The 22,414-nt window shown below is 46.2% G+C and carries 29 protein-coding genes; 21 read left to right on the top strand and 8 right to left on the bottom strand.

The window, feature by feature from the left end:
* Positions 1-36 precede the first annotated feature (36 nt).
* Positions 37-528 carry a D-glycero-beta-D-manno-heptose 1-phosphate adenylyltransferase gene (gene rfaE2 / locus C2758_RS10135; protein WP_215328151.1) on the top strand — a complete coding sequence of 164 codons (492 nt, stop codon included), beginning with the start codon at positions 37-39 and terminating at the stop codon, positions 526-528.
* A 1-nt stretch (position 529) separates the two neighbouring features.
* On the opposite strand, the gene C2758_RS10130 is transcribed toward rfaE2, so the two are convergent.
* Positions 530-1,363, bottom strand: coding sequence for a type III pantothenate kinase (locus tag C2758_RS10130; protein WP_215328149.1), 834 nt, complete (start codon positions 1,361-1,363; stop codon positions 530-532).
* Positions 1,360-2,169, bottom strand: coding sequence for a biotin--[acetyl-CoA-carboxylase] ligase (locus C2758_RS10125; RefSeq protein WP_215328148.1), 810 nt, complete (start codon positions 2,167-2,169; stop codon positions 1,360-1,362). The genes C2758_RS10130 and C2758_RS10125 overlap by 4 nt, the downstream gene beginning before the upstream one ends.
* 46 nt (positions 2,170-2,215) lie before the next feature.
* Here C2758_RS10125 and C2758_RS10120 point away from each other — a divergent pair, with 46 nt between their 5' ends.
* From C2758_RS10120 to C2758_RS10090, 7 genes are read left to right on the top strand one after another with little or no spacing between them, the layout of a single operon-like run.
* Positions 2,216-3,310 carry a VanZ family protein gene (locus C2758_RS10120; protein ID WP_215328147.1) on the top strand — a complete coding sequence of 365 codons (1,095 nt, stop codon included), beginning with the start codon at positions 2,216-2,218 and terminating at the stop codon, positions 3,308-3,310.
* A gap of 12 nt (positions 3,311-3,322) precedes the next feature.
* Positions 3,323-3,631, top strand: coding sequence for a ferredoxin (locus C2758_RS10115; protein WP_215328146.1), 309 nt, complete (start codon positions 3,323-3,325; stop codon positions 3,629-3,631).
* A 22-nt stretch (positions 3,632-3,653) separates the two neighbouring features.
* Positions 3,654-4,370 carry an alpha/beta hydrolase gene (locus C2758_RS10110; RefSeq protein ID WP_215328145.1) on the top strand — a complete coding sequence of 239 codons (717 nt, stop codon included), beginning with the start codon at positions 3,654-3,656 and terminating at the stop codon, positions 4,368-4,370.
* Positions 4,371-4,401: 31 nt separating this feature from the next.
* Positions 4,402-4,671, top strand: coding sequence for a YbeD family protein (locus tag C2758_RS10105; protein ID WP_215328144.1), 270 nt, complete (start codon positions 4,402-4,404; stop codon positions 4,669-4,671).
* 9 nt (positions 4,672-4,680) lie between these two features.
* Positions 4,681-5,325: a lipoyl(octanoyl) transferase LipB gene (lipB, locus tag C2758_RS10100; protein WP_215328143.1), complete on the top strand. Its 645-nt coding sequence runs from the start codon at positions 4,681-4,683 to the stop codon at positions 5,323-5,325.
* Positions 5,322-6,338, top strand: a complete 1,017-nt coding sequence (lipA, locus tag C2758_RS10095; RefSeq protein ID WP_251369196.1) for a lipoyl synthase — start codon at positions 5,322-5,324, stop codon at positions 6,336-6,338. The genes lipB and lipA overlap by 4 nt, the downstream gene beginning before the upstream one ends.
* A gap of 4 nt (positions 6,339-6,342) precedes the next feature.
* Positions 6,343-6,918, top strand: a complete 576-nt coding sequence (locus tag C2758_RS10090) for a hypothetical protein (RefSeq protein ID WP_215328141.1) — start codon at positions 6,343-6,345, stop codon at positions 6,916-6,918.
* Positions 6,919-6,942: 24 nt separating this feature from the next.
* On the opposite strand, the gene C2758_RS10085 is transcribed toward C2758_RS10090, so the two are convergent.
* A complete protein-coding gene (locus C2758_RS10085; protein ID WP_215328139.1) occupies positions 6,943-7,197 on the bottom strand; it encodes an accessory factor UbiK family protein in 255 nt (84 codons plus the stop codon).
* A 261-nt stretch (positions 7,198-7,458) separates the two neighbouring features.
* On the opposite strand from C2758_RS10085, the gene C2758_RS10080 reads away from it, so the two are divergent.
* The 8 genes from C2758_RS10080 to ptsP all read left to right on the top strand — a co-directional run bounded on the left by C2758_RS10080 (position 7,459) and on the right by ptsP (position 14,981).
* Positions 7,459-8,307 (top strand): TorF family putative porin, encoded by an 849-nt coding sequence (locus tag C2758_RS10080; RefSeq protein ID WP_215328137.1) that lies wholly within the window; start codon positions 7,459-7,461, stop codon positions 8,305-8,307.
* A 25-nt stretch (positions 8,308-8,332) separates the two neighbouring features.
* Positions 8,333-8,671, top strand: a complete 339-nt coding sequence (locus C2758_RS10075) for a P-II family nitrogen regulator (protein WP_011903792.1) — start codon at positions 8,333-8,335, stop codon at positions 8,669-8,671.
* Between the two features lie 13 nt (positions 8,672-8,684).
* Positions 8,685-10,148: an ammonium transporter gene (locus tag C2758_RS10070; RefSeq protein ID WP_215328135.1), complete on the top strand. Its 1,464-nt coding sequence runs from the start codon at positions 8,685-8,687 to the stop codon at positions 10,146-10,148.
* Between the two features lie 106 nt (positions 10,149-10,254).
* Positions 10,255-11,553 carry a glutamate--cysteine ligase gene (gene gshA / locus C2758_RS10065; protein ID WP_215328133.1) on the top strand — a complete coding sequence of 433 codons (1,299 nt, stop codon included), beginning with the start codon at positions 10,255-10,257 and terminating at the stop codon, positions 11,551-11,553.
* A gap of 17 nt (positions 11,554-11,570) precedes the next feature.
* Positions 11,571-12,512: a glutathione synthase gene (gene gshB / locus C2758_RS10060; protein WP_215328132.1), complete on the top strand. Its 942-nt coding sequence runs from the start codon at positions 11,571-11,573 to the stop codon at positions 12,510-12,512.
* 2 nt (positions 12,513-12,514) lie between these two features.
* Positions 12,515-12,949, top strand: coding sequence for a PTS sugar transporter subunit IIA (locus tag C2758_RS10055; RefSeq protein WP_215328131.1), 435 nt, complete (start codon positions 12,515-12,517; stop codon positions 12,947-12,949).
* A gap of 8 nt (positions 12,950-12,957) precedes the next feature.
* Positions 12,958-13,227 carry an HPr family phosphocarrier protein gene (locus C2758_RS10050; RefSeq protein ID WP_046330913.1) on the top strand — a complete coding sequence of 90 codons (270 nt, stop codon included), beginning with the start codon at positions 12,958-12,960 and terminating at the stop codon, positions 13,225-13,227.
* Between the two features lie 2 nt (positions 13,228-13,229).
* Positions 13,230-14,981, top strand: a complete 1,752-nt coding sequence (ptsP, locus tag C2758_RS10045) for a phosphoenolpyruvate--protein phosphotransferase (RefSeq protein ID WP_215328130.1) — start codon at positions 13,230-13,232, stop codon at positions 14,979-14,981.
* Here ptsP and C2758_RS10040 read toward each other — a convergent pair.
* The 3 genes from C2758_RS10040 to gpmA are packed head-to-tail and all read right to left on the bottom strand — an operon-like array spanning position 14,978 to position 17,898.
* Positions 14,978-15,739: a molybdopterin-synthase adenylyltransferase MoeB gene (locus tag C2758_RS10040; RefSeq protein WP_215328129.1), complete on the bottom strand. Its 762-nt coding sequence runs from the start codon at positions 15,737-15,739 to the stop codon at positions 14,978-14,980. The two genes, ptsP and C2758_RS10040, sit on opposite strands and share 4 nt — an antisense overlap.
* A gap of 21 nt (positions 15,740-15,760) precedes the next feature.
* Positions 15,761-17,194 carry a S41 family peptidase gene (locus tag C2758_RS10035; protein WP_215328128.1) on the bottom strand — a complete coding sequence of 478 codons (1,434 nt, stop codon included), beginning with the start codon at positions 17,192-17,194 and terminating at the stop codon, positions 15,761-15,763.
* Between the two features lie 14 nt (positions 17,195-17,208).
* Positions 17,209-17,898 carry a 2,3-diphosphoglycerate-dependent phosphoglycerate mutase gene (gene gpmA / locus C2758_RS10030; protein ID WP_215328127.1) on the bottom strand — a complete coding sequence of 230 codons (690 nt, stop codon included), beginning with the start codon at positions 17,896-17,898 and terminating at the stop codon, positions 17,209-17,211.
* A gap of 22 nt (positions 17,899-17,920) precedes the next feature.
* Between gpmA and C2758_RS10025 the strand changes: the two genes are divergently transcribed.
* The 4 genes from C2758_RS10025 to C2758_RS10010 are packed head-to-tail and all read left to right on the top strand — an operon-like array spanning position 17,921 to position 20,196.
* Positions 17,921-18,334, top strand: coding sequence for a rhodanese-like domain-containing protein (locus C2758_RS10025; protein WP_215328126.1), 414 nt, complete (start codon positions 17,921-17,923; stop codon positions 18,332-18,334).
* A 17-nt stretch (positions 18,335-18,351) separates the two neighbouring features.
* Positions 18,352-18,606 (top strand): glutaredoxin 3, encoded by a 255-nt coding sequence (grxC, locus tag C2758_RS10020; protein ID WP_215305455.1) that lies wholly within the window; start codon positions 18,352-18,354, stop codon positions 18,604-18,606.
* A gap of 21 nt (positions 18,607-18,627) precedes the next feature.
* Positions 18,628-19,149: a protein-export chaperone SecB gene (secB, locus tag C2758_RS10015; RefSeq protein ID WP_215328124.1), complete on the top strand. Its 522-nt coding sequence runs from the start codon at positions 18,628-18,630 to the stop codon at positions 19,147-19,149.
* Between the two features lie 24 nt (positions 19,150-19,173).
* Entirely contained in the window at positions 19,174-20,196 is a 1,023-nt protein-coding gene (locus tag C2758_RS10010; protein WP_215328123.1) for an NAD(P)H-dependent glycerol-3-phosphate dehydrogenase, read from the top strand.
* Positions 20,197-20,201: 5 nt separating this feature from the next.
* Here C2758_RS10010 and trmL read toward each other — a convergent pair whose 3' ends face one another.
* Both trmL and C2758_RS10000 read right to left on the bottom strand, forming a co-directional pair.
* Positions 20,202-20,672 (bottom strand): tRNA (uridine(34)/cytosine(34)/5-carboxymethylaminomethyluridine(34)-2'-O)-methyltransferase TrmL, encoded by a 471-nt coding sequence (gene trmL / locus C2758_RS10005; RefSeq protein WP_215328121.1) that lies wholly within the window; start codon positions 20,670-20,672, stop codon positions 20,202-20,204.
* Between the two features lie 15 nt (positions 20,673-20,687).
* Positions 20,688-21,464, bottom strand: a complete 777-nt coding sequence (locus C2758_RS10000) for a ComF family protein (RefSeq protein WP_251369195.1) — start codon at positions 21,462-21,464, stop codon at positions 20,688-20,690.
* Here C2758_RS10000 and C2758_RS09995 point away from each other — a divergent pair.
* A complete protein-coding gene (locus tag C2758_RS09995; RefSeq protein ID WP_251369194.1) occupies positions 21,464-22,267 on the top strand; it encodes a class I SAM-dependent methyltransferase in 804 nt (267 codons plus the stop codon). The genes C2758_RS10000 and C2758_RS09995 overlap by 1 nt on opposite strands.
* Positions 22,268-22,414: the final 147 nt, after the last annotated feature.

Raw genomic sequence — 22,414 nt, 5'->3', positions numbered from 1 at the left:
TCGTTGAATCTAGCCCAATGCCATTAATATGGCGCTATGAGCTCATTACCCCCACCATCTTTCGAGTCTAAAGTCTGCGTTCCGACGGAGCTGGAGGCTCGGATTGCGGCGCTCCCCAGGCCCCTAGTATTTACGAATGGCGTCTTCGATATCCTGCATCGAGGGCATGCCAGCTATCTAGCCCAAGCTAGAGCCTTGGGTGCTAGCCTGGTAGTGGGGGTGAATTCAGATGCCTCGGTCAAGATGCTGGGTAAGGGTGATGACAGGCCAATTAATACCGAGGCTGATCGCCAGGCTTTATTGGCAGCGCTTGAGAGTGTCGACTTGGTAGTGTTATTTACCGAACAGACCCCGGTGAATCTGATTGCCAAGATTCACCCAGATATTTACGTTAAGGGTGGGGATTATGAAATCGATTCTCTGGAAGAGACCCGCCTCGTGAAAACTTGGGGTGGTGTAGCAGTAGCCATCCCATTTCTGTATGAGCGCTCCACAACAACCTTATTGGGCAAGATCCGCACAAGTTAACTTACTTAGCAGCTTTCAAGTTTTGTAAGAGCCAAGCCCAAAGCCCACGTAGTACTAAACCTTCAATCGGCTCCACTGGCAGCACTGCCAACTCTGGAAATTGTTTAATTTCATTTGCCAAAATTTTGGCATTGCCCCCATCAAGCCAAATTCGCTCAACTGGATGATTCATCCCTTTAGCTAGGTAAGCTGCACGCAGGATTGCCCCCATTTGCGCCGCATCACAACCGCCTGTAATCGCCTCATCAGTAGTGCTACCAAAGCTGGCTTGAGTTTCAGATTTGTTGGCGCGAATTACTAATGGAAGTTGGGCTGTATTTTGTTGCAGGCTTTCTTGCATCAGACTTAAGCCTGGCAGGATCCAGCCACCATAATGGAGGCCATTGCCACCCAGCAAGTCAATGGTAGTGGCTGTCCCAGCGTTGATCACCAAAGTATTGGCGCTAGAGAGAGCTCTTGCGCCAATCAGTGCGGCCCATCGATCTGCGCCCAATTTGCTGGGGTCTTGATAGAGTGTTCGTAAACCTTGGTAAGGACTGCTGCCTGTGAATTGCTGCCACTCAAGATCTTGCCATTGCGGAAAGAGACTGCGTAGATTTTCAATCGCAGCATCGCCTGCTACGCAGCAAAAGGCAATAGCATCTGGCTTAGGCAAGGTTTTAGAAATATAGTCAGACAGCTCAGCGCGTAGTTCGGCTGACTGAAAAGATTTGGTACTGATCGACCCGGAGTATGCCCACAGTTTTTTATTGCGGTCTGCAATGTTTTGTGTAGACTCGACCGCAGCCCACTTGAGCCGGGTGTTGCCAAGATCAAATACCAAATACAGACTCATGATGGAACTCGCAAAGAAACATCGCCTGCATGAATGACGATAGATTTGTCATGCTGGTGAAGAATAAGGGCGCCAGAGTCATCCACTCCGGAAGAGACTCCAGTGACGGGCTCTTTGCCCGCGCCTGAGATGCAAATAGACTGACCGTTAAAGGCATCCCAGTGCAACCAGGAGTCTTTAAAGTGGCTAAACCCATGCTCTTTAAATTGGGTTAAATGACTTTCGAATGATTCAATCAGCTTGAGCCAAATAAAATCCGTATCGGGAATCAGTGTGTGATGAGGCAGCAGTTGATCCAAAGCGGCAGCAGTAAAAGGGGTTTGATTTTCTAAGTTTTGTGAAATGACTTCTGCATTACGTAAGTTCAGGCCCAGGCCGATCACCATCCAGGTGGGTGAGCTTGGGTTGCTTTGCCCTCCTTCAATCAGGATGCCACCAAGTTTGGCATTGTTCAGTAGTAAATCGTTAGGCCACTTCAGTCTAAGACCTTGCTGATGAAGAGTGGTTTCATTGATCTGCATAGCTCCAGCAATACCAGCAATACCAGCAATAACTGCTAGTCCAATAACTAGACTAAGTCCGCTCAGTTCATGGGGGCGTTTATCGAATGGGTAGGCTAAGGAAAAGCATAGCGTATCTCCAGGATTAGAAAGCCAAACTCTGCCAGCCCTCCCCTTGCCAGAGGTCTGATCATGGGCGATACGAGCAACAGGATCAATTAATTCACCGGCACGCCAACGAGCCAATAAATCATCATTAGTTGACTTGGTGCTTGCAACGCGTTCGAGAATGCAATTCGGGCTCATTTTTCTATTGTAGAAAGATCTAGGCCGGCTGACCTAGAATAAGGGAATGCATCAAGAAGATCAGCGTCCTCGCAAGTTTGTTTGGCCTCTCCAGGCGATGCCTTTGGCTAGGGCTATTAGTTTGAGCTATGCGCTTTTAATTATCTATGTCAGCCTGAATCCCTTTGATTTCAACTTTTCCAATGGGATCGCCCCATGGGCATGGTTGGATGCACCTTTACCCCGCTTTATTACGCTCTTTGATATGTCGGTCAATGTCTTGGCCTATATTCCCTTGGGGTTTCTGCTGGTCTTTGCCTGTTACCCGCGTTGGCGCAATTTTGTTGCCTTAAGCGTTGCCTTGAGCTTTAGTGCGGGATTGGCTTTTAGTGTGGAGTCTCTACAAACTTGGTTGCCCACTCGTATTCCGAGTCAAATGGATTGGTGGGCCAATGTATTGGGCGGTTTGATGGGTGGCTTGTTAGCTATTCCATTAGGTCCCCAGTGGCTCTCTGGGAGCGTAATACGTCGTCGCTTTGACCAATGGTTTGGTGTGAACTGGGCTGCTTGCGCCTTATTTTTACTTTTTCCCTGGGCTCAGATCTATCCCCAGAGCTCTTGGTTGGGAACGGGGGTATGGGGGCATGCCATTTTTGCTTCCGTCGACTGGGGCACTATGGTGGTCAATCATGTCATCCAGGAATCCATTATTACGGCAGTCTGTTGGCTCGGTGCTGGACTCTTACTATCCTTGGGAATGCGCGCAAAAGCGCCCCAGTGGAAAATCCTAAATAGCCTGCTTTGCTTCACTGTTGTAGTGAAAATTGCCTTTACTGCGCTGCAGTTCGGAGCGGAGCTTGGTTTATTGTGGCTCACCGCAGGAGCTATTTGGGGCATGGTGCTAGGCAGCCTATTGCTAAGATGGGCTCTCCAGTTTTCTGTAACTAGTAAAGCTTGGCTTGCAATCGCTTGTTTAGTTACTGCCACCTTGGTAATTAATCTTCTACCAGACAATCCCTATTTCATTCTGACATTACGACATTGGTACCAAGGTCGGCTATTACACTTTAATGAATTAATGCAATGGGTTTCAGTAGTATGGTTGCCATTAGCATTATTTTGGGTACTCCGAAATAGAGCCACCTTTAATTTAAAACCTTAATTGAGATGACATATGAGTTTTAAACACCATGTTTTTTTCTGCCTAAACCAGCGCAGTAACGGCGAAGATTGTTGTGATCGCCATAATGCTTTTGCTCTTTTTGATTACGCAAAAAAGCGTGTCAAAGAGTTGGGCCTATCTGGCCCAGGAAACATCCGCATTAATAAAGCAGGATGTTTGGATCGTTGTGCTGATGGCCCGGTGGCGGTGATTTATCCAGAGGGTATTTGGTATACCTTTATCGATACGGAAGATATCGAAGAAATCATCCAGTCGCACTTAATACAAGGACGCCCAGTAGAGCGTCTGCAGTTAGTTTGAAAAGATTTCAGAAAGTTCTTTCATGAATAGCCGTACCAAAATAATTCATATAGATGGTGTTGTGGGTCAAATCGAAATGTCGATTGATCTACCAGATGAATTAAAAAATAATCCTGCTTTTTTAGTGAGAGGTTTGGCTTTAGTTGCACATCCACACCCACTGATGGGCGGAACGATGGATAACAAGGTTGCGCAAACCATGGCACGTGCTTTTAATCAATTGGGTTATCTTAGTGTGCGTCCTAATTTTCGCGGAGTAGGAGCTACTGCCGGGGTACATGATGACGGTGTTGGCGAGATGGAAGACCTACTACACGTCACTGATTGGATGCGCACTCCTTCTAGTTGGAGTCAATTTGAGGCGACTGCGCAACAGGCATGGGTACAGACTGCCAATACTTTGCCTTTAATGGTTTCTGGCTTTTCATTTGGTAGTTTTGTTGGCACTCATTTGGTACAGCGCTTGGCAGAGCTGGGGCGCCCAGCTGAACGACTCGTCATGGTGGGTAGTGCTGCTGGTAAATGGGTCTTAGCGCCTGTGCCTGCTGATACGATTTTGATTCATGGCGAAGTGGACGAAACCATTCCTTTGATCGATGTCTTTGATTGGGCGCGTCCACAAGAGTTAACGGTACAAGTAGTGCCGGGCGCTGATCATTTTTTCCATCGACGCTTGCATTGCATACGCAACATCATTACTAGCGCCTGGTTGGGTATGCCTGATCACCGCAATCAATAACGTAAGCAGAAAAGTTAAAAGATAAAAGCATATGACTGAAGATAAAAAATCCCTCATTGAATACCCATCAGAGTTTCCGATCAAGGTAATGGGTAAAGCCAGCCCCGAATACCTACCTGCAATCTTACACATTGCCCGTCAATTTGATCCTACCTTTGATGAGAGCAAGGTTGAGCAGCGACCTTCCAAGGATGGAAATTATTTAGGTATTACGTTGCCAATCACTGCTACTAGCCGAGAGCAGTTAGATGAGTTGTATCGCACTTTATCTACGCATCCTTTGGTTAGTGTTGTCCTCTAAATTATCGGCATGCATTTTTTAGTAAAACATTTAGAGTTAGCTGACTACGAGTCAACTTATCAAGCAATGCGGGATTTTACGCAGCAGCGAGATAGCAATACCCCAGATGAAATTTGGATTCTTGAGCATCCCCCAGTCTTTACTTTGGGCTTAGCAGGAGATGCGAGTAACTTACATTCCCCTAGCAATGACATTCCATTGGTGCAGGTTGATCGTGGTGGTGAGATCACTTATCACGGACCTGGACAAATCGTGGTGTATTTGCTGCTCGATCTGAGACGTTTGGGTATTTTTGTAAAAGAGCTTGTCTCTCGAATCGAGCAAGCTTTGATTAATACCTTGGCAGATTTTGGTATTCGGGCAGAAAGACATGCTGGCGCGCCTGGCATTTATATTGCGCAGGAGAGTTCAATACAGGCGGAGTACCGAGGCGCCAAGATTGCTGCACTGGGTCTCAAGGTCTCCAAGGGGTGCTCCTATCATGGGCTTGCCCTCAATGTTGCTACCGATTTAGCTGCTTTTGCCCGTATTCACCCATGTGGGTATGAGGGCTTAAGGACGGTGGATATGCAAACCCTTGGGATCAAGGACAATATAGACATTATTAGCCAAACCCTTTTAGGGCATTTGCAAAAGCAACTGATTTCATCATGACCACCAATAAGCCGGAACTCGATACCACCGCTACTATTAATAGTCGCCAGGATCTCAATTACGATGCCTCCCGCAAGCAGAAATCGAGTGAGAAAACTGCACGTATTCCAATCAAGATTATTCCTTTGGAGCAAGTGCTTAAAAAGCCCGATTGGATTCGAGTAAAAGCCGCTTCTGGAAATTCTCGCTTCTCTGAGATAAAAAAGATTCTTCGAGAAAATGAGTTGGTTACAGTTTGCGAAGAAGCAAGTTGCCCTAATATTGGTGAGTGCTTTGGAAAAGGCACGGCTACCTTCATGGTCATGGGCGATAAATGTACACGTCGTTGCCCATTTTGTGACGTGGGTCATGGCAGGCCAGATCCCTTAGATACAAAAGAGCCAGGTAATTTAGCGCGTACGATTGCTGCCCTGAAATTAAACTACGTGGTGATTACTAGCGTAGATCGCGACGATTTACGTGATGGTGGTGCGATGCACTATGTGGACTGTATTTCTCAGTCTCGCGATCTCTCCCCGAATACACGTATTGAAGTGTTGGTGCCGGATTTCCGTGGCCGCTTGGACAAGGCTTTGGATATTTTTTCTGAGCACGCGCCAAAAGGCCTGCCAGATGTGATGAATCACAATCTAGAAACTGTGCCGCGTTTGTATAAGCAAGCCCGTCCTGGTGCAGACTATGCACACTCGTTGAAGTTGTTGAAAGACTTTAAAGAGCGCTTCCCACATATTCCAACGAAGAGTGGTTTGATGGTGGGCTTGGGCGAAACGGATGAAGAGATCCTGGCGGTGATGCGTGATATGCGTGAGCACAATATCGATATGTTGACGATTGGTCAGTACCTAGCACCGTCAGGTCATCACCTTCCAGTTCAGCGTTATGTCCATCCAGATGTGTTTAAGCAATTTGAGGCAGAGGCCTATGCCATGGGCTTCTCACACGCTGCTGTGGGCGCGATGGTGCGCTCTAGCTATCATGCTGACCAACAAGCGCACAGTGCAGGCGTTATCTAAACCTATGCTCCAAAAGTTTGGTGTAGTTGTGGCGCTTGTGGTTCTACTTTCTGCTTGTAGTCCGAAGTTAGATTGGCGGACTGTGCAGTCTCCACAAGAGGGTTATAGTGCTCTCTTTCCTGGTAAGCCTGAAAAAATCGAGAGAAGACTGCCATATCTAAATCAAGAAATTCCCCAAACCTTAGAAGCGGTAAAGATTGATGATGATATTTATTCGGTGAGCGCGATTCGTTTGAGTAAAGATCAAGCTGGCTTGGCGCCTAATTTATTAGAGCAGCTACAAGGCAACTTATTTAGCCGCGCAAATGTAAATCAGGGAAGTGCTGTTGGTGTTGATGCTCTTTATCGGACCGCAAATAAACAGCGCGCAGCTACTAAAGATTATTTTTTAGAGTTTCAATCTTCTGGCAGAGTGGAGCAGTCAATGAGGGTTCGTTGGATCACCAGAATGGCGCCAGATAATGGAGTTTGGATTTATCAGGTCTCGGTTTTGCACACTGCACCAGCGCGAGTGAATGCCAAAACATTTTTCTCTGAAGAGGCGTACTCAAACTTCTTTGATGAGTTTCATCCGGAATAATTTCCAGATGAAACTAAATACTGCTTAAGACTTTTCTAGAGTGGCTACTTTAGCTTCGAGAGCTTCCAACTTTTCTCTAGTCTTTGCTAATACCTTGGATTGCAACTCAAACTCTTCGCGAGTGACCAAGTCCATTTTCTGAAAACCTTGATTCATCATGGCGCGCACGTTTTTTTCAATCTCTTGCGCTGGTGAATTACGAATAGCTTCCCCAACCTTGTTCTGCATATCGCTAGCAATACGCTGGATTTGTTCTAGGATTTCGCCTGGTTTTTGCATAATGCTGCCCGCCGTTCTATTGAATTTGCTAAAAAGATACAGAGGATATTTTAAGTTGTTGAGCTAAAAACAGCCGAAACCGGCTAAAAAGGCTGCGTATGCACCAAAATGAGCGAAAATGGGGCATATATAAGCACCAAAATTGTGCATAAGCCTTATTTAGGGGAATTTCAGCCAATTCATGAGAAGCCCAAGATCCATCATCAATCCATGCAATTAAGCATCTACCCCTTTTTCATTACAAACAGCAAGGAGCAACACATGAAAACTATTCAAAAGACAGCCATCGCTCTAGCAGCATCTGGCTTATTCGCAACAGCAGCATTTGCACAGACAGCTCCTGCAGCTGAGGCTCCAGAGGCGAGCCCAATTACAGCAAACGTAACTGTCGTAAATGACTATCGTTACCGTGGTATCAGCCAGTCAAATTTCAAGCCAGCTATTCAAGGTGGTTTTGACTATGCTCATGAGAGTGGCATCTATGTTGGTAACTGGAATAGCTCAATTAGCTGGATTTCTGATGCAGCTAGTGCTGGTGGTAATAAAAATGTAAGCGCTCCAATTGAGATGGATTTTTATGCTGGTATTAAAAAGGAGCTAATTGGTGAGGGCTTTGCTTCTGACCTCGGAGTTTTGCAGTACTACTACCCAACTTCAGGCCTGGTTATTTCAGGTACCCAAGCTAATCCAAATACTACAGAGATTTATGCGGCGCAGAACTTTACCTTTGGCCCAATAACTGGTTTTGCTAAGTTTTCTTATGCAGCTTCTACATTGTTCGGGTTTGCTGGAAGCACCGGCTCTTACTATCCAGATTTGACAGTGAATTATGACACTGGCGTTTGGGGCTTAGCACTCAATGCACACGTTGGTTATCAGTATGTTGCAGGAAATGTTCAGGGCTCACCAAAAGTAAGTAATAGCTCTTTGTATTCCTATACTGACTACAAATTAGGTGTTACAAAAGACTTAGGTGGTGGCCTTTCTTTAGCTGCTGCTTACATAACCACTAATGCTGGAAAAACTGGCTCTACTTATAACTACACATCCCCTACCAATAAAAACTTAGGCGGTTCTACAGGTATTGTTTCCTTAACAAAAACTTTCTAATTCTTTCCTCTGAACGGAGAAACATATGAAATTAATTACCGCAATCATCAAGCCCTTCAAGCTTGACGAAGTGCGCGAAGCTCTCTCGGAAGTGGGAGTTTCGGGCATCACCGTCACTGAAGTTAAAGGCTTTGGCCGTCAAAAAGGTCACACCGAGTTGTATCGCGGTGCTGAGTATGTAGTCGACTTTTTGCCGAAGGTAAAAATTGAAGCTGCTGTTGAAGATGGCATCTTGGAGCGAGCGATTGAAGCAATTGAAAAATCTGCTCGTACTGGAAAAATTGGCGATGGCAAGATTTTTGTCTCCCCGGTTGAACACGTCATTCGCATTCGTACCGGTGAAACCGGCGCGTCAGCACTTTAAAGAGAGGCTCAAAATGTTAACTTGGATGAAACGACTCCTAGCTGGAAGCGCAATGGCCTTGGCGATTGGCGCAACTAGCGTGATGGTAGCTTCACCGGCTTTTGCTGATGAGGCTAAGCCTGTTGCTGCTGCGGCTGCTGCCGCAGTTGCTGCTGCTCCTGCATTAGTTCCTAACAAGGGTGATACAGCTTGGTTATTGGTGTGTACAGCACTAGTTATCTTGATGACATTACCTGGTTTGGCTTTGTTCTACGGCGGTTTAACACGTAGTAAAAACATTCTTTCTGTACTCGTACAGTGTATGTTTGTGTTTGCCTTAGTCACAGTGTTATGGTCTCTGTATGGATACAGCTTTGCATTTACTGAAGGTGGCGCATTCATTGGTGGACTCGATCGCTTGTTCTTAGCTGGCATTACTCCAGATTCAGTTGCCGCGACATTTAGTAAAGGCATTGTGATTCCTGAGTATGTATTTATGGCCTTCCAGGCTGCGTTTGCAACCATTACTTGCTGCTTGATCATCGGTTCATTTGCTGAGCGCGCTAAGTTTTCTGCAATCGTGTTGTTTGTCATGCTCTGGTTCACTTTCAGCTACTTGCCAATCGCTCATATGGTTTGGTTCTGGCCTGGTCCTGATGACATCAAAGATGCAGCATCACTTGAAGCAATCACAGCACGTGCTGGTTGGTTGTGGCAGAAGGGTGTTCTCGACTTCGCTGGTGGTACCGTTGTTCACATCAATGCTGCGATTGCAGGTTTGGTAGGTTCATTCGTCATCGGCAAACGTTTGGGTTACGGTAAAGAAGCAATGAAGCCGCACAACCTAGTATTCGTGATGATTGGTGCTTCACTCTTGTGGTTCGGTTGGTTTGGTTTCAATGCAGGTTCTGCTCTCGAGGCAAACGGCAGTGCAGCCTTGGCCTTCGTAAACACATTATTGGCAACCGCTGCAGCAGTATTGAGCTGGTCAGTTGCTGAGTGGGTTCTTAAAGGTAAGCCTTCCATGTTGGGTGGCGCATCTGGTTGCGTAGCAGGCTTAGTTGCGATTACCCCTGCTGCTGGTTTCGTTGGCCCAATGGGCGCCCTCGTAATCGGTGCTGCTGCTGGTGTAGTTTGCTTGTGGGGTGTTACCGGTCTCAAGAAGCTTTTGGGTTCAGATGACAGCTTGGACGTATTCGGTGTGCACGGCGTTGGCGGTATCTTGGGCGCTTTGTTAACTGGCGTATTCGCAGACCCGGCTTTAGGTGGAACAGGTATTTGGGATTATGTAGCGAATGCTGCAGCCCCTGATTACTCAATCGCTAGCCAATTGTGGATTCAGAGCCAAGGCGTGATCGTGACCTTAATTTGGTCTGGCGTAGTTTCTTACATCGCCTTCAAACTGGTTGATATAGTGGTTGGCCTACGTGTTAAAGAAGATGAAGAGCGCGAAGGTTTGGATATCAGCTCCCACGGTGAGTCCGCTTACGAGTCTTAATTAGCTGTTTTACCCCTCACTGGGCGGCTTTAGTTAGCTGCCCGGTTTTTAAGCGCGGGATCCTCGGATTCCGCGTCTTTCTTTTAAAAAATCTTACAATGGTGAAATGGTCCCACATCTCATCACTGCCCTAAACGGCCCCCTTCTTGATCTTGAGTCGAAGGTATTAGAAGCAACTCCAACGATTGAGCGCTGGTTCAGGCTTGAGTGGCAAGAGCACACTCCGCCGTTCTATTGCTCAGTTGACTTGCGTAATGCGGGCTTTAAGCTTGCACCAGTTGATACCAACCTCTTTCCAGGTGGTTTTAATAACCTCTCACCCCAGATGTTGCCTTTAGCAGTTCAGGCGGCAATGGCGGCAATCGAGAAGATTTGTCCTGAGGCAAAAAATTTACTACTGATACCTGAGCGACACACTCGTAATACGTTCTATTTACAGAATATTGCGCGTTTATCTTCGATCTTGCGTCAAGCAGGTCTTAATGTGCGTCTAGGTACTTTGTCTGATGAAATTAAAAAGCCAACTTGGATTGATTTGCCTGATGGCAATCGTCTCTTGATGGAGCCTTTGTCTCGTTTGGGTTTAAAGAAGCAACGTCTTGGTTTAAAAGATTTTGACCCTTGCTCCATTTTGCTCAACAATGATTTGTCGGCAGGCATTCCTCCGGTCTTAGAAAACCTGCACGAGCAGTATCTCTTGCCGGGTCTTCATGCTGGCTGGCACGTCCGCCGTAAGTCGAAACACTTTGCTGCTTACGATGAGGTTGCTAAAAAGTTTGCAAAGGTGGTTGATATTGATCCTTGGATGATCAATCCTTATTTTGCAAGTTGCTCTAATGTGAACTTCCACGAGCGTAAGGGCGAAGAAGAATTGCAAGCGGCTGTTGAGAAAGTTCTCAAGAAGACTGCCAAGAAATACCGTGAGTACGGCATTAAAGAAAAACCCTACGTTGTTGTTAAAGCTGATGCTGGAACATACGGTATGGGCATAATGGTGGTGAATGATCCTTCGCAGCTCAAAGACCTGAACCGCAAAGACCGCAATAAAATGAGTGTCGTAAAAGAAGGTCTTGAGGTGAGTGATGTATTGATTCAAGAGGGCGTCTATACCTTTGAGAAGGTTAATGAAGCTGTTGCAGAGCCAGTGGTGTACATGATCGATCGCTACGTGATTGGTGGCTTCTATCGAGTACATACTGACCGCGGCCCCGATGAGAATTTGAATGCTCCAGGCATGCATTTTGTGCCTTTGGCATTTGAGCAAAACTCTATCCCAGATTTAGGCGCAAAGCCTGGTAGCGCACCGCCAAATCGTTTTTATCTATATGGCGTCGTCGCTCGTCTAGCCTTGCTGGCAGCCTCTCTAGAGCTAGAGCGCTCTGATCCTAATGCTGAAGCTGCTTAATTTATTCGGATACTGACATGAACCTGCTTTTCATTGCGGATCCTTTAGAGTCTTTCAAGATTAGTAAAGATTCCACCTTAGCAATGATGCGAGTTGCACAAGAAGCGGGACATCAACTTTGGTTTTGCGAAAGTCGCAACATTCTCTGGAGAAAAGATTTTGTCGTGGCAGACTGCCAGACTCTCGATATCAAGCCAAGCGGTACTGCATGGTTTGAATTGGGTGCTGTAGAAGAGCGTCCACTAAATACCTTTAACGCAGTCATGATGCGTACTGACCCGCCATTTGATATTGAATATCTCAATACCACTTGGTTACTGTCTGCTGCGGTTCGACAGGGTGCGAAAGTATTCAACAATCCAACTGCTATTCGGGATCATTCCGAAAAGATCTCCATCACTGAGTTTCCCGAACTCATTCCACCAACTTTAGTAACGCGCGAACTCAGTGCAATTGAAGTGTTTCATCAAGAGCATCAAGATATTGTGATTAAGCCATTGGATGGCATGGGTGGTATGGGTGTATTTCGAATTGGGCCAGATGCACTAAATCTTGCCAGCATTGTTGAGACCTTAGGTGAAAATGGCGCACGTACTTTGATGGTGCAGAGATTCTTGCCAGAGATTAAGCAAGGAGATAAACGGGTGTTGCTGATCGGTGGTGAGGTGGTGCCATTCTCATTAGCTCGTATTCCGCAGGGTAGTGAAATCCGAGGCAATTTGGCTGCAGGGGGCAAGGGAGTGGCAATGCCACTGACGGATGCTGAGAGAAAAGTTGCGGAGCGCTTGGCTCCCATTTTGTATGCCCGGGGCTTATTCTTGGTAGGATTGGATTTAATTGGGGCATACGTCACAGAAATTAATGTGACTAGTCCAACCTGTTTTGTAGAAATTACTGAGCAAAGTGGATTTGATGTCCCAAAATTTTGGTTAACGGCGCTTGAAAAGGCATTGGTATAAACATGATCGGAATCGTCATAGTTGCCCACACCCCAGTAGCGAGCGCGATGCTTGGTTTTGCTGAGCATGCTTTTGGTGTGGCACCGGAGAGAGTGAGGGCCGTAGACATTCCGCCCTACGAAGATATAAAAATCAGCTTCGATCGGCTCTTAAAAGCCGCCTATGGGGTCAATACAGGTCAGGGCGTTTTGATTTTGACTGATGTGATGGGTGCCACCCCAGCCAATGTGGCAGCTAAGCTTGAAGCTCTGGGCCCACTTTCAGGTTTGAATGCTCCCGTTGTTGTTTTAGCGGGTCTTAATTTACCTATGCTAATGCGATGCATCTCCCATCGTGGCGAGAGCCTAGAAGAATTGGCTCACAAAGCGCTTCAAGGCGGCCAAAATGGCATTCTGCGTTTAGGTTCTAAAACCCCACAAGCCACTACAGAGAAATAGGATTCGCGATGCCAGTTACTGAAATCGAAATTATTAATAAGTTGGGCTTACATGCTCGAGCATCAGCCAAGCTATCTCAGCTTGCTGCTGAGTTTCCCTGTGAAATCTTCTTGTCCCGCAATGGGCGTCAAATCAATGCCAAGAGCATTATGGGTGTCATGATGCTAGCTGCTGGGATTGGAAGTACGGTCACTCTAGAAACTGTTGGTGAAAAAGAAGATGAGGCAATGCAGGCTTTAACTGCATTGATCAATGATCGATTTGGTGAGGGCGAGTAAGGATGACTTTTGCTTTGCACGGAATAGCAGTCTCCAAGGGCATTGCCATTGGGAAGGCCGTACTGATATCGCGTGCTGCATTAGAGGTCAGTCATTACTTAGTTGAAGCTGGCAAAGAAGAGGATGAGGCTCAAAAATTATTAGATGCTTTTGAGCAGGTGCGCCAGGAATTGGTGCAATTACGTCAAGGACTACCTAAAGATGCGCCACAAGAAATGGCTGCATTCTTAGATGTTCACGGCATGATCTTAGCCGACCCTGCTTTAGCTGAGAAGCCCATTAAATTAATTCGCACCCAAAGGTTAAATGCGGCTTGGGCTTTAACAACCGAGTTAAATGATCTCTTAGAGCAATTTGCAGATATTGAAGATACCTATTTAAAAGAGCGTGCTAACGATATTCGTCAGGTGGCAGAGCGCGTTATTAAAGCCTTGAATGCCCAGCAAAAAGATCCTTTAAATGACACTGAATTTTTGCCTGCAAGCGATATTGGTATTGAGTCGATTATCGTTGCCCACGACATTGCTCCTCATGACATGCTGCGTTTTAAAGATCACGCTTTTACGGGGTTTGTAACCGATCTTGGTGGTAAGACCTCTCATACCGCTATTGTTGCGCGCAGTATGGAAATTCCGGCAGTAGTTGGTGTGCGACATGCCAGTGAAATGATTCGCCATGGTGATTGGCTGATATTGGATGGAGAACATGGAGTTGTCGTTGTTGCGCCCGATGAACAACTTCTTGCCGAGTATCGAAAACTACAAGCTCAAGCCTTAAAAGAGACCCGCAAGCTTAAGCAGTTAAAGCATTCCAAGACAGAAACAGCTGATCGTGTCGAGATAGAGTTATCTGCCAATATTGAATTGCCCGAAGATGCTATTCAGGCAGTGAAGCTGGGTGCCATAGGTGTTGGCTTATTCCGCTCCGAATTTTTATTCATGGATCGCAAGCAAGCCCTACCTGATGAAGAGCGGCAGTATGAAGAATATCGTCGCATAGTCGATTTAATGCATGGTCTGCCCGTCAATATTAGAACCATTGACGTTGGCGCTGATAAGGCCTTGGGTGGAGGTGGCGACACCTCTCAAACTGGCACATCACCACTTGGCTTGCGAGCGATTCGCTGGTCTTTGACAGAACCTGAAATCTTTTTAACGCAACTCAGAGCAATCTTGCGCGCATCGGCTCATGGTCAGGCGCGCATCATGATTCCGATGCTGGCTCATGCCAAGGAAATCGATGAAACATTTGGATTGATTGAAAAAGCTAAGCAGCAATTACATCAGCGTGGCCAGGCGTTTAATCCCAATATTCAAGTTGGCGCGATGATTGAAGTCCCCGCAGCTGCCTTGATGCTACCGCTCTTTATCAATCGATTCGATTTTCTTTCTGTTGGTACTAACGACTTAATTCAGTACACCTTGGCAATTGATCGCGCAGATCATGCGGTGGCACACTTATATGACCCTTTGCATCCAGCTATTTTGAATTTGCTATTTAACATCATCGATCAAGCTAAGCGCGCTGATGTGCCTGTTGCTGTTTGCGGTGAGATGGCTGGCGATCCAGCATTTACAAAGCTATTGCTTGCCCTCGGTCTGACGGATTTCTCAATGCACTTCAGTCAGTTATTGTTGGTCAAGCGTGAGATATTAAAAGCAAATGTAGGTCTATTAAAGACTCGCGCCCCCAGAGTGCTTCGTGCCTATGAGCCCGAAGAGCAGGCCAAAGCATTGGAATATTTGCTGTCTTAATTCCCCAGGTGTTGGGAGCCGCACACTTTACAGGCGGGATTACGAGCAATACGAATCTCATCAATCTGAGTATTCATAGCATTCCACAACAACATTCTTCCAACGAGAGGCTGACCAAAGCCAATCAAGGTCTGAAGAGCTTGGGCCGCCTGCATTGCGCCAATAATGCCAACGAGCGGGGAAAAGATTCCCATACTGGCGCAACTGACTTCCTCAAACCGCTCTTCAGGAGAAAAAAGGCAGGCGTAGCAGGGTGATGTTTCATTACGAAAATCAAATACACTGAGTTGACCATCAAATTTGAGTGCAGATCCAGAGACCAGTGGAATCTTGTAGGTAAAGCAGGCTTGATTGATCAGCTGGCGGGTAGCGAAGTTATCTGTGCAATCTAGAACAAGATCTACTGCCGGCAAGAGTGTATTTAGTAAATCTTTTGAAGCCTTTTCTACGATTGCATTAATCGTGAGGGCAGAATTTAGGCTTTGTAAAAATTGTTTCCCAGATTCCACTTTAGTCTTACCTATCGAGTTCTGGGTATGCATGATTTGGCGCTGCAAATTAGTGAGCTCTACTTGGTCGTGATCAACTAGCGTTATCTCTCCTACGCCAGCAGCAGCTAGATAAGGTGCAGCTGCGCTACCTAGTCCACCAGCACCAATGATGAGTATGTGCGAGCCAAGCAACTTTTCTTGGCCAGCAACATCAACTTCTTCTAGTAGTAAATGCCGCGAGTAGCGAAGCAGCTGCTCATCATTCATATGTATTCTTAATGCGAGAACTTACTCTAGCTTAGAGGCGGAGCGTTTCACGGGCTCACCATTGATAAATGCGACTGCCTGAGTAAGCATGAAGTCATCTGCACCGCCGAGCTCGACAGGCTTCTTCGACTTTTCTTTTTCTTTCTCTTCAGGAGTCTTCTTGGCATTTTTTTCTTCAATGCGCTGTAGCTCTTCTAGTCGACGCTTTTCCCGCTCAGAGGCTAACTTTTCTTCTGAAGATTGCTTATTGCGCAAATGCTTCTCGCTGTCGATCTCGCGAGTGATCAACACATCATCAGGATCACCATCTTTGTTTTGATCCACTGCAATATCAGGTTTGATGCCATACGCTTGAATGGATTTACCACTTGGTGTGTAGTAATACGCCGTAGTGATTTTCAATGCCGAGTCATTGGTGAGAGGGCGGACTGTTTGTACCGAGCCTTTACCGAAAGTCGTTTTACCAATAATGGTTGCACGTTTGTAATCTTGTAATGCGCCAGCCACAATCTCGGAGGCTGATGCTGAATAGGCATTTACCAAAACTACCATTGGTAACTTTTTATACATGGCTGGCACCCCAGCTAAGGGATCTCCAGGCTCACTAAGGCGATACATCGCCGGTGTTGCATTAAATACCTGCTTAGAGTCAGCTGTCTGCCCTTTCGTGGAAACGATGACAGCATCTGCTGGTAAGAAAGCAGCAGCAACACCGACTGCGCCTTGTAATAAGCCACCGCCATTGTTTCTGAGATCAAGAATGATGCCCTTCATTTTTGGATCTTGATTTGCAAGCTCAGTTAATTTCTTAGCAAGATCGGGAATAGTGCGCTCTTGAAAGCTCGTCACCCTGACCCAAGCAATGTTGTTATCCAAAATTTTGGCTTTAACTGATTGCACTTTAATTTCAGCGCGGGTAATGGTTACTGGGAAACTACGCTCTTCGCTTTTACGAAAGACGGTCAAGGTAATTTTTGTGCCTGGTGTACCGCGCATGGTGCGCACTGCTTTATCTAGCGACATACCACGAACCGGTTTGTCGTCTAAGCGAGTAATGAGGTCACCAGCTTGTAAGCCAGCGCGTGCTGCAGGGCTATCTTCAATTGGATTGAGTACTTTAACAACGCCATCTTCTGAGGTGATTTCAATACCAAGACCAGCAAACTTGCCACTGGTTTGTTCTTGCATTTCGGAGAAGTCTTTTTTATCCAGATAGGTGGAGTGAGGATCAAGGCTGCTCACCATACCCTTGACTGCATCGGTCAGCAGTTGTTTATCTTCAATTGGCTCAACATACTCACGCTTAATTTGCGCAAAGACATTCGATAGTGTCCGCAGCTCATCTAAAGGGAGTGTCGTGCCCTGTTGAGCTGTAGCTGAAAGCTGAATAGTGGCTGCAACCCCGGCGATGAGGCCGACAGAGACTAGGGCAAAGTTCTTGAAAAATACGCGCATGTTTCAGTTTTACCTTAATTCAAATAAAAATGCTGGATAGGTTTGAGATTGTCATCGAGCTCGTAAACCAGCGGGATGCCATTGGGAACATTGATTTCCATGATGTCTTCATCAGAAACCTGATCGAGATACTTAATTAAAGAGCGAATGCTATTGCCGTGTGCGACAAGTAATACCCGCTTACCAGCCTTAAGGGCGGGGGCGATCGATTCATTCCAAAGGGGTAATACACGCTCAACATTGTCTTTAAGGCACTCCCCCAGGGGAATGTCGGAATCACTCAGTTTTGCGTAACGCGGATCATTTTGCGGATTACGCGCATCATCTTTTTCTAGTAGTGGTGGGCGTATATCGTAGGAGCGACGCCAAATATGAACCTGGGTATCTCCGTATTGTTGGGCAGTTTCAGCTTTATTGAGACCTGTGAGGGCGCCATAGTGGCGTTCGTTCAGTCTCCAGCTATGCACCACCGGCAACCACATGAGGTCCATAGCGTCCTGAACGTGCCACAGGGTACGGATCGCTCTTCTGAGTACTGAGGTATAGGCCACATCAAACTCATAGCCAGCTTTACGGAGATTTTCACCTGCAGCAAGGGCCTGTTCAGTACCTTTAGGGGTTAAGTCAACGTCCGCCCAGCCAGTAAATCGGTTTTCAAGGTTCCAAGCGGATTCGCCATGACGAATAAGGACAAGTTGTTTCATAGAGCCATTCTATAATCCGGTGATGAACTTTCTCACACAAATTGATAATTTAGCGCTTATTGCCCTCCTGCTGGTTACGGGCGCAGCGCTCTTCTTCCCTACATTATCTACGCTTATTAGCGGAAAAGGCTTATCGCCTACAGAAGCAACTATTTGGATCAATCGTCGCAAAGCAGCAGTTTTGGACTTACGTCCAGCATCCGATTTTAAGATTGGCCACCTACCAGGATCAAAGCATATTTTGGCTGAGCAAATTCCATCTGGAATAGATAAGCTCAAACTAGATCGTAACAATCCCATTATTTTGGTTTGTGAGTCTGGTGCGAATGCTCGCAAGCTAGTCCCGGAGCTCAATAAGTTGGGGTTCCCAGAGGTTGCAGTCCTAGATGGTGGCGTTCAAGGCTGGCAAGCCGCAGCCTTGCCATTAGTTAAATAATTCAGCGAGCCTTAGATATGCCACCAGTCACGATGTACAGCACTCAAGTTTGCCCATATTGCGTTATGGCAGAGAAGCTTCTGCACAAGAAGGGCGTTGCCAGTTTAGAGAAGATTTTGATTGACCGGGATCCTGCACAGCGCGAGATCATGATGACCCGTACTGGTCGTCGTACAGTGCCACAAATTTACATTGGTGAGACTCATGTTGGTGGTTATGACGATCTCGTTGCTTTAGACCGTGCCGGCCAACTTGATCCACTGCTAGCTTAAAAATTTACTCAGAAAGTTTCCATGACTGAACAAACTACTTCCGCTCCAGATGCAGCCGATACCTCAAAAGAGCCTGGTTTTCGTATTCAAAGAATCTATCTCAAGGATTTATCTCTAGAGCAACCGCATGCACCGCAAATTTTATTGGTTGCAGCTGAGCCTCAAGTTGAGGTTGAAGTCGATGTTGCAGTTACCCGCTTGGGCGATGAAATTTTTGAGGTTGCCTTGATTGCAACAGTCACTGCCAAAGTAGAGAGCAAAGTGCTCTTCTTGGTTGAGGCAAAACAAGCAGGTATTTTTGAATTTAACAATATTCCTGCAGAGCAAATTGATCCCATGTTAGGCATTGCTTGCCCAACAATTTTGTATCCTTATCTGCGCTCAAATATTGCCGACACTATTAGCCGTGCTGGTTTCCAGCCAATTCATTTGAATGAGATTAATTTCCACGGTATGTACGAGCATCGCCTGATCCAGGCTGCGCAAGCTACTGCAACGGAAAGTAGCTCAGCCGATGAAAGCAAAATCATTCTTCCTCACTAAGCTGACTTTTAAAGCCCACAGATCATGAAAGTGACGCTGCTTGGAGCTGGTTCATGGGGTACAGCTATGGCAGCGCAAGCTGCCCGTTATCTTCAGCCGGGCGACGTTTGTCTTTGGTCTCGAAGCCTTGAGCAAATTGAGGACATACAGCAGTCAGGTGCAAACACAGGCTATTTACCTGGCGTTGCCTTACCCAAGGGCTTGCAGTTAGAGGTAAATTTTGAGAGGGCCGTTGAACGCCTTTCTGAAAATGATCTTTTGGTAATTGCTACCCCGATGTCCGGTTTATCGGAAACGGTAGCGCAGGTATTGCGCCTTGCAAAGCATCCGCTCAATATTGTTTGGTTATGCAAGGGCTTAGAGCCTAGCTCTGCCCTATTACCTCACCAAGTAGTGGCACGCGAAGATCAACTTCACAGTCATGGCATACATCATTCTTACGGCGCTCTGTCAGGACCCAGTTTTGCACAAGAAGTGGGTAATGGCATGCCTTGTGCATTAACCATCGCTAGTAAATCCAATACTTTGTGTGACATTGTTCAGGGCGCTTTTCACCACGGCAATATGCGCATCTATGCCAGCGATGATTTGGTTGGTGTCGAACTAGGGGGCGCTATTAAAAACGTTTTAGCGATTGCAGCTGGTATTGGTGATGGCTTGGATCTAGGTTTAAATGCACGCGCTGCAGTATTAACTCGTGGCCTTGCAGAAATGATGCGTTTAGTAAAAGCGGCTGGTGGTAAACCAGAGACCTGTATGGGGTTAACTGGCGTAGGCGATTTGATCTTGACGGCTACTGGCGATCTCTCTCGTAATCGTCGTGTTGGTTTAGCACTTGCAGTAGGAAAACCGCTGCCTGAAATTTTAGACAATTTAGGACATGTTGCTGAGGGTGTTTTATGCGCCTCTGCTGTCAGTAATCTCGCTACGCGTTTGGGTGTTGAGATGCCAATTATTAATATGATGGGCGAAGTCTTGTCTGGAAAACTATCGCCACATGAAGCAGTTAAAAAACTGATGGGGCGCGACCCCAAGCTAGAAGTTTAGGTTCCTTAACTTCCACCTAGCAATCCGTTCTGGCGCCAAGCTTCATACACTACTATCGCCACCGTATTCGAGAGATTCAAACTGCGACTGCTATCTTGCATTGCTAAGCGCATTTGGTTGGGGATTGGAATCGAGCTTCTAACTTCTTCGGTGATGCCTTTAGTCTCTGAACCAAAAATAAAATAATCTTCGGGTAAATATTTGCCATCATGAAACTTGCCAGACCCTTTGGTAGTCAAGGCGAAAAGACGCTCAGGTAGAGGGTGTTCATCAGCCAAAAATTGCGCCCAGTTTTGATGAACTTTGACTTTAGCGAACTCGTGATAGTCCAGGCCAGCCCTGCGCAGTTTGGCATCCTCCATTGGAAAGCCGAGTGGCTCGATGAGATGCAGCTTTGCCCCGGTGTTTGCGCACAGGCGAATGATGTTACCCGTGTTGGGTGGAATTTCTGGTTCGAATAAAACGATATTAAACATGTGTTGTTCTTTGCATTAACTTCTGGAGACTGGGTACAGCGTTCGTAAAAGAACCCAATTAATAACCTGAGATGCCCCATTGTCCTTCAATACGCGAGCGATTTCATTTAAGGTTGCACCACTAGTCATGACATCATCAAACACAATGACTGAAGCAGATTCTAGTTGCCCTTGAAATTGAGGATTGATATAGAACATATCTTGAATAGCAATTTGACGATTAGCGCGATTCTCCTTAGCCTGATGCTGGGTATGGTGATAGCGTTTTAAAATATATGGGTTTTTATGGATGTGCTTGTCGCAATCAATCCGCCTGGCTAATTCCCAGCTTTGATTGAAGCCGCGAGAACACAATTTTTCTGGACTCAGTGGTACCGGTATTAAATACTCTGCACGTAAATTATTTAAGCTCTGGGCCATCAGTTGATTCCATGTTGATGCCAGACCATGTGCACAAGCAAGGCGTCGCTGATATTTGAGCAGATGTAAGGCAGACTGCAATCTACCCTCGTAGCGATCAAGACAATGAGTTTCATCAAAGTAGGGTGGATTAGCAATGCACTCTCGGCAGCGTTTTTCTTTCAGCTCCCCAGCTTCAAGAGTAAGGCCACATTGCTGACAGCATTCGTAATTGGATAGTAGATCTGATTCCAGTTGGATGGAGCAATCAAGGCAGAGAGTGAGTCGCTGAAATGCCCCACAAACAATACATGCGCTTGGCAGTAAGTGAGAACAAATTGTTTGGAAAATATTCTCTGTTGGATGCATGGGTCGCTGAGTATACTGAGTCAATGACCCAATCAATCAGATGGCTTCAGGATGAAATTGCAACGCGCATGTTGCAAAAATTAGACATCGTGAAATTAGAACCAAAAGACATTTTGCTGATTCCAGATTTTCCTGGAGTACATAGTTCTTTTCTGACAAAACGCTTTCCAAAAATTCGTTTTCATAGTGCACCTGAATGCGAGCTATCAGGCTTTAATTTATTTAAATTGAGGGCGGCTCGTTTTTGGAATTCAAGAATGAAGTCGGCATCCCTTATTTCCCTAGATGACTACAAGAAAACAGGGCGCATTAACCTGCCTAGTAATTCTGTAGATTTAGTAGTGAGTGTTCTCTTGATTCAGGATTTAGCCGACCCTAAGCATTTTTTGCAGGAGTGTCGCCGAGTACTCAAAGAAGGTGGATTGCTGACATTCAGTTATTTGGGTCCTGATACCGCCAAAGAGCTCAGAGCTGAATTCTTGGCACAAGAATTACCTATTCAAAACTTGGCCAGCCCTTGGGATATGCACGATATGGGGGATGCCCTGCTGGGCGAGCGTTTTTCTGACCCAGTGATGGATATGGAGTTCTTGGGTTTGGACTATGACTCTGACAACGTCCTTTTGTCAGATGCAAGAGCGCTCAATTTGCTTGGTGCCGACTATCAAAATAGCGTCATAGCGACTCAATTGCCTCAAAAACTGACCTTAGAGGTGGTTTATGGGCACGCCTGGGCTTTGGGTAAGAACCTTGCTAAGGCGCAAGATGATGTCGCTTATATTGATTTAAATCAAATAGGGCGCAAGACTAGGAATGATCCTGCTTAAGTGTAAGTGTTCACTATCTTTTAAACCATTATCAAGATTGAGCGAGGCATAGTAGGCCCTGTTTGTTCTTGAGCCTAATTAACCCTATAATTACGTCTAGTTGAATTGCTTGATACCGTTTTTTTGGGCTTTCTGAGGTTGTTTTTA

Origin of the sequence: Polynucleobacter sp. AP-Sving-400A-A2, from assembly GCF_018688155.1 — a bacterium.
GTDB lineage: Bacteria > Pseudomonadota > Gammaproteobacteria > Burkholderiales > Burkholderiaceae > Polynucleobacter.
The sequence above is the reverse complement of the archived record's forward strand: the minus strand, read 5'-3'. Positions and strand labels throughout refer to the sequence as shown.

What these genes read in the sequence shown, in the direction of transcription:
- rfaE2 (WP_215328151.1), top strand. Translation starts at nt 37, where the DNA reads ATGAGCTCATTACCCCCACCATCTTTCGAGTCTAAAGTCTGCGTTCCG.
- C2758_RS10130 (WP_215328149.1), bottom strand. Translation starts at nt 1,363, where the DNA reads ATGAGTCTGTATTTGGTATTTGATCTTGGCAACACCCGGCTCAAGTGG.
- C2758_RS10125 (WP_215328148.1), bottom strand. Translation starts at nt 2,169, where the DNA reads ATGAGCCCGAATTGCATTCTCGAACGCGTTGCAAGCACCAAGTCAACT.
- C2758_RS10120 (WP_215328147.1), top strand. Translation starts at nt 2,216, where the DNA reads ATGCATCAAGAAGATCAGCGTCCTCGCAAGTTTGTTTGGCCTCTCCAG.
- C2758_RS10115 (WP_215328146.1), top strand. Translation starts at nt 3,323, where the DNA reads ATGAGTTTTAAACACCATGTTTTTTTCTGCCTAAACCAGCGCAGTAAC.
- C2758_RS10110 (WP_215328145.1), top strand. Translation starts at nt 3,654, where the DNA reads ATGAATAGCCGTACCAAAATAATTCATATAGATGGTGTTGTGGGTCAA.
- C2758_RS10105 (WP_215328144.1), top strand. Translation starts at nt 4,402, where the DNA reads ATGACTGAAGATAAAAAATCCCTCATTGAATACCCATCAGAGTTTCCG.
- lipB (WP_215328143.1), top strand. Translation starts at nt 4,681, where the DNA reads ATGCATTTTTTAGTAAAACATTTAGAGTTAGCTGACTACGAGTCAACT.
- lipA (WP_251369196.1), top strand. Translation starts at nt 5,322, where the DNA reads ATGACCACCAATAAGCCGGAACTCGATACCACCGCTACTATTAATAGT.
- C2758_RS10090 (WP_215328141.1), top strand. Translation starts at nt 6,343, where the DNA reads ATGCTCCAAAAGTTTGGTGTAGTTGTGGCGCTTGTGGTTCTACTTTCT.
- C2758_RS10085 (WP_215328139.1), bottom strand. Translation starts at nt 7,197, where the DNA reads ATGCAAAAACCAGGCGAAATCCTAGAACAAATCCAGCGTATTGCTAGC.
- C2758_RS10080 (WP_215328137.1), top strand. Translation starts at nt 7,459, where the DNA reads ATGAAAACTATTCAAAAGACAGCCATCGCTCTAGCAGCATCTGGCTTA.
- C2758_RS10075 (WP_011903792.1), top strand. Translation starts at nt 8,333, where the DNA reads ATGAAATTAATTACCGCAATCATCAAGCCCTTCAAGCTTGACGAAGTG.
- C2758_RS10070 (WP_215328135.1), top strand. Translation starts at nt 8,685, where the DNA reads ATGTTAACTTGGATGAAACGACTCCTAGCTGGAAGCGCAATGGCCTTG.
- gshA (WP_215328133.1), top strand. Translation starts at nt 10,255, where the DNA reads ATGGTCCCACATCTCATCACTGCCCTAAACGGCCCCCTTCTTGATCTT.
- gshB (WP_215328132.1), top strand. Translation starts at nt 11,571, where the DNA reads ATGAACCTGCTTTTCATTGCGGATCCTTTAGAGTCTTTCAAGATTAGT.
- C2758_RS10055 (WP_215328131.1), top strand. Translation starts at nt 12,515, where the DNA reads ATGATCGGAATCGTCATAGTTGCCCACACCCCAGTAGCGAGCGCGATG.
- C2758_RS10050 (WP_046330913.1), top strand. Translation starts at nt 12,958, where the DNA reads ATGCCAGTTACTGAAATCGAAATTATTAATAAGTTGGGCTTACATGCT.
- ptsP (WP_215328130.1), top strand. Translation starts at nt 13,230, where the DNA reads ATGACTTTTGCTTTGCACGGAATAGCAGTCTCCAAGGGCATTGCCATT.
- C2758_RS10040 (WP_215328129.1), bottom strand. Translation starts at nt 15,739, where the DNA reads ATGAATGATGAGCAGCTGCTTCGCTACTCGCGGCATTTACTACTAGAA.
- C2758_RS10035 (WP_215328128.1), bottom strand. Translation starts at nt 17,194, where the DNA reads ATGCGCGTATTTTTCAAGAACTTTGCCCTAGTCTCTGTCGGCCTCATC.
- gpmA (WP_215328127.1), bottom strand. Translation starts at nt 17,898, where the DNA reads ATGAAACAACTTGTCCTTATTCGTCATGGCGAATCCGCTTGGAACCTT.
- C2758_RS10025 (WP_215328126.1), top strand. Translation starts at nt 17,921, where the DNA reads ATGAACTTTCTCACACAAATTGATAATTTAGCGCTTATTGCCCTCCTG.
- grxC (WP_215305455.1), top strand. Translation starts at nt 18,352, where the DNA reads ATGCCACCAGTCACGATGTACAGCACTCAAGTTTGCCCATATTGCGTT.
- secB (WP_215328124.1), top strand. Translation starts at nt 18,628, where the DNA reads ATGACTGAACAAACTACTTCCGCTCCAGATGCAGCCGATACCTCAAAA.
- C2758_RS10010 (WP_215328123.1), top strand. Translation starts at nt 19,174, where the DNA reads ATGAAAGTGACGCTGCTTGGAGCTGGTTCATGGGGTACAGCTATGGCA.
- trmL (WP_215328121.1), bottom strand. Translation starts at nt 20,672, where the DNA reads ATGTTTAATATCGTTTTATTCGAACCAGAAATTCCACCCAACACGGGT.
- C2758_RS09995 (WP_251369194.1), top strand. Translation starts at nt 21,464, where the DNA reads ATGACCCAATCAATCAGATGGCTTCAGGATGAAATTGCAACGCGCATG.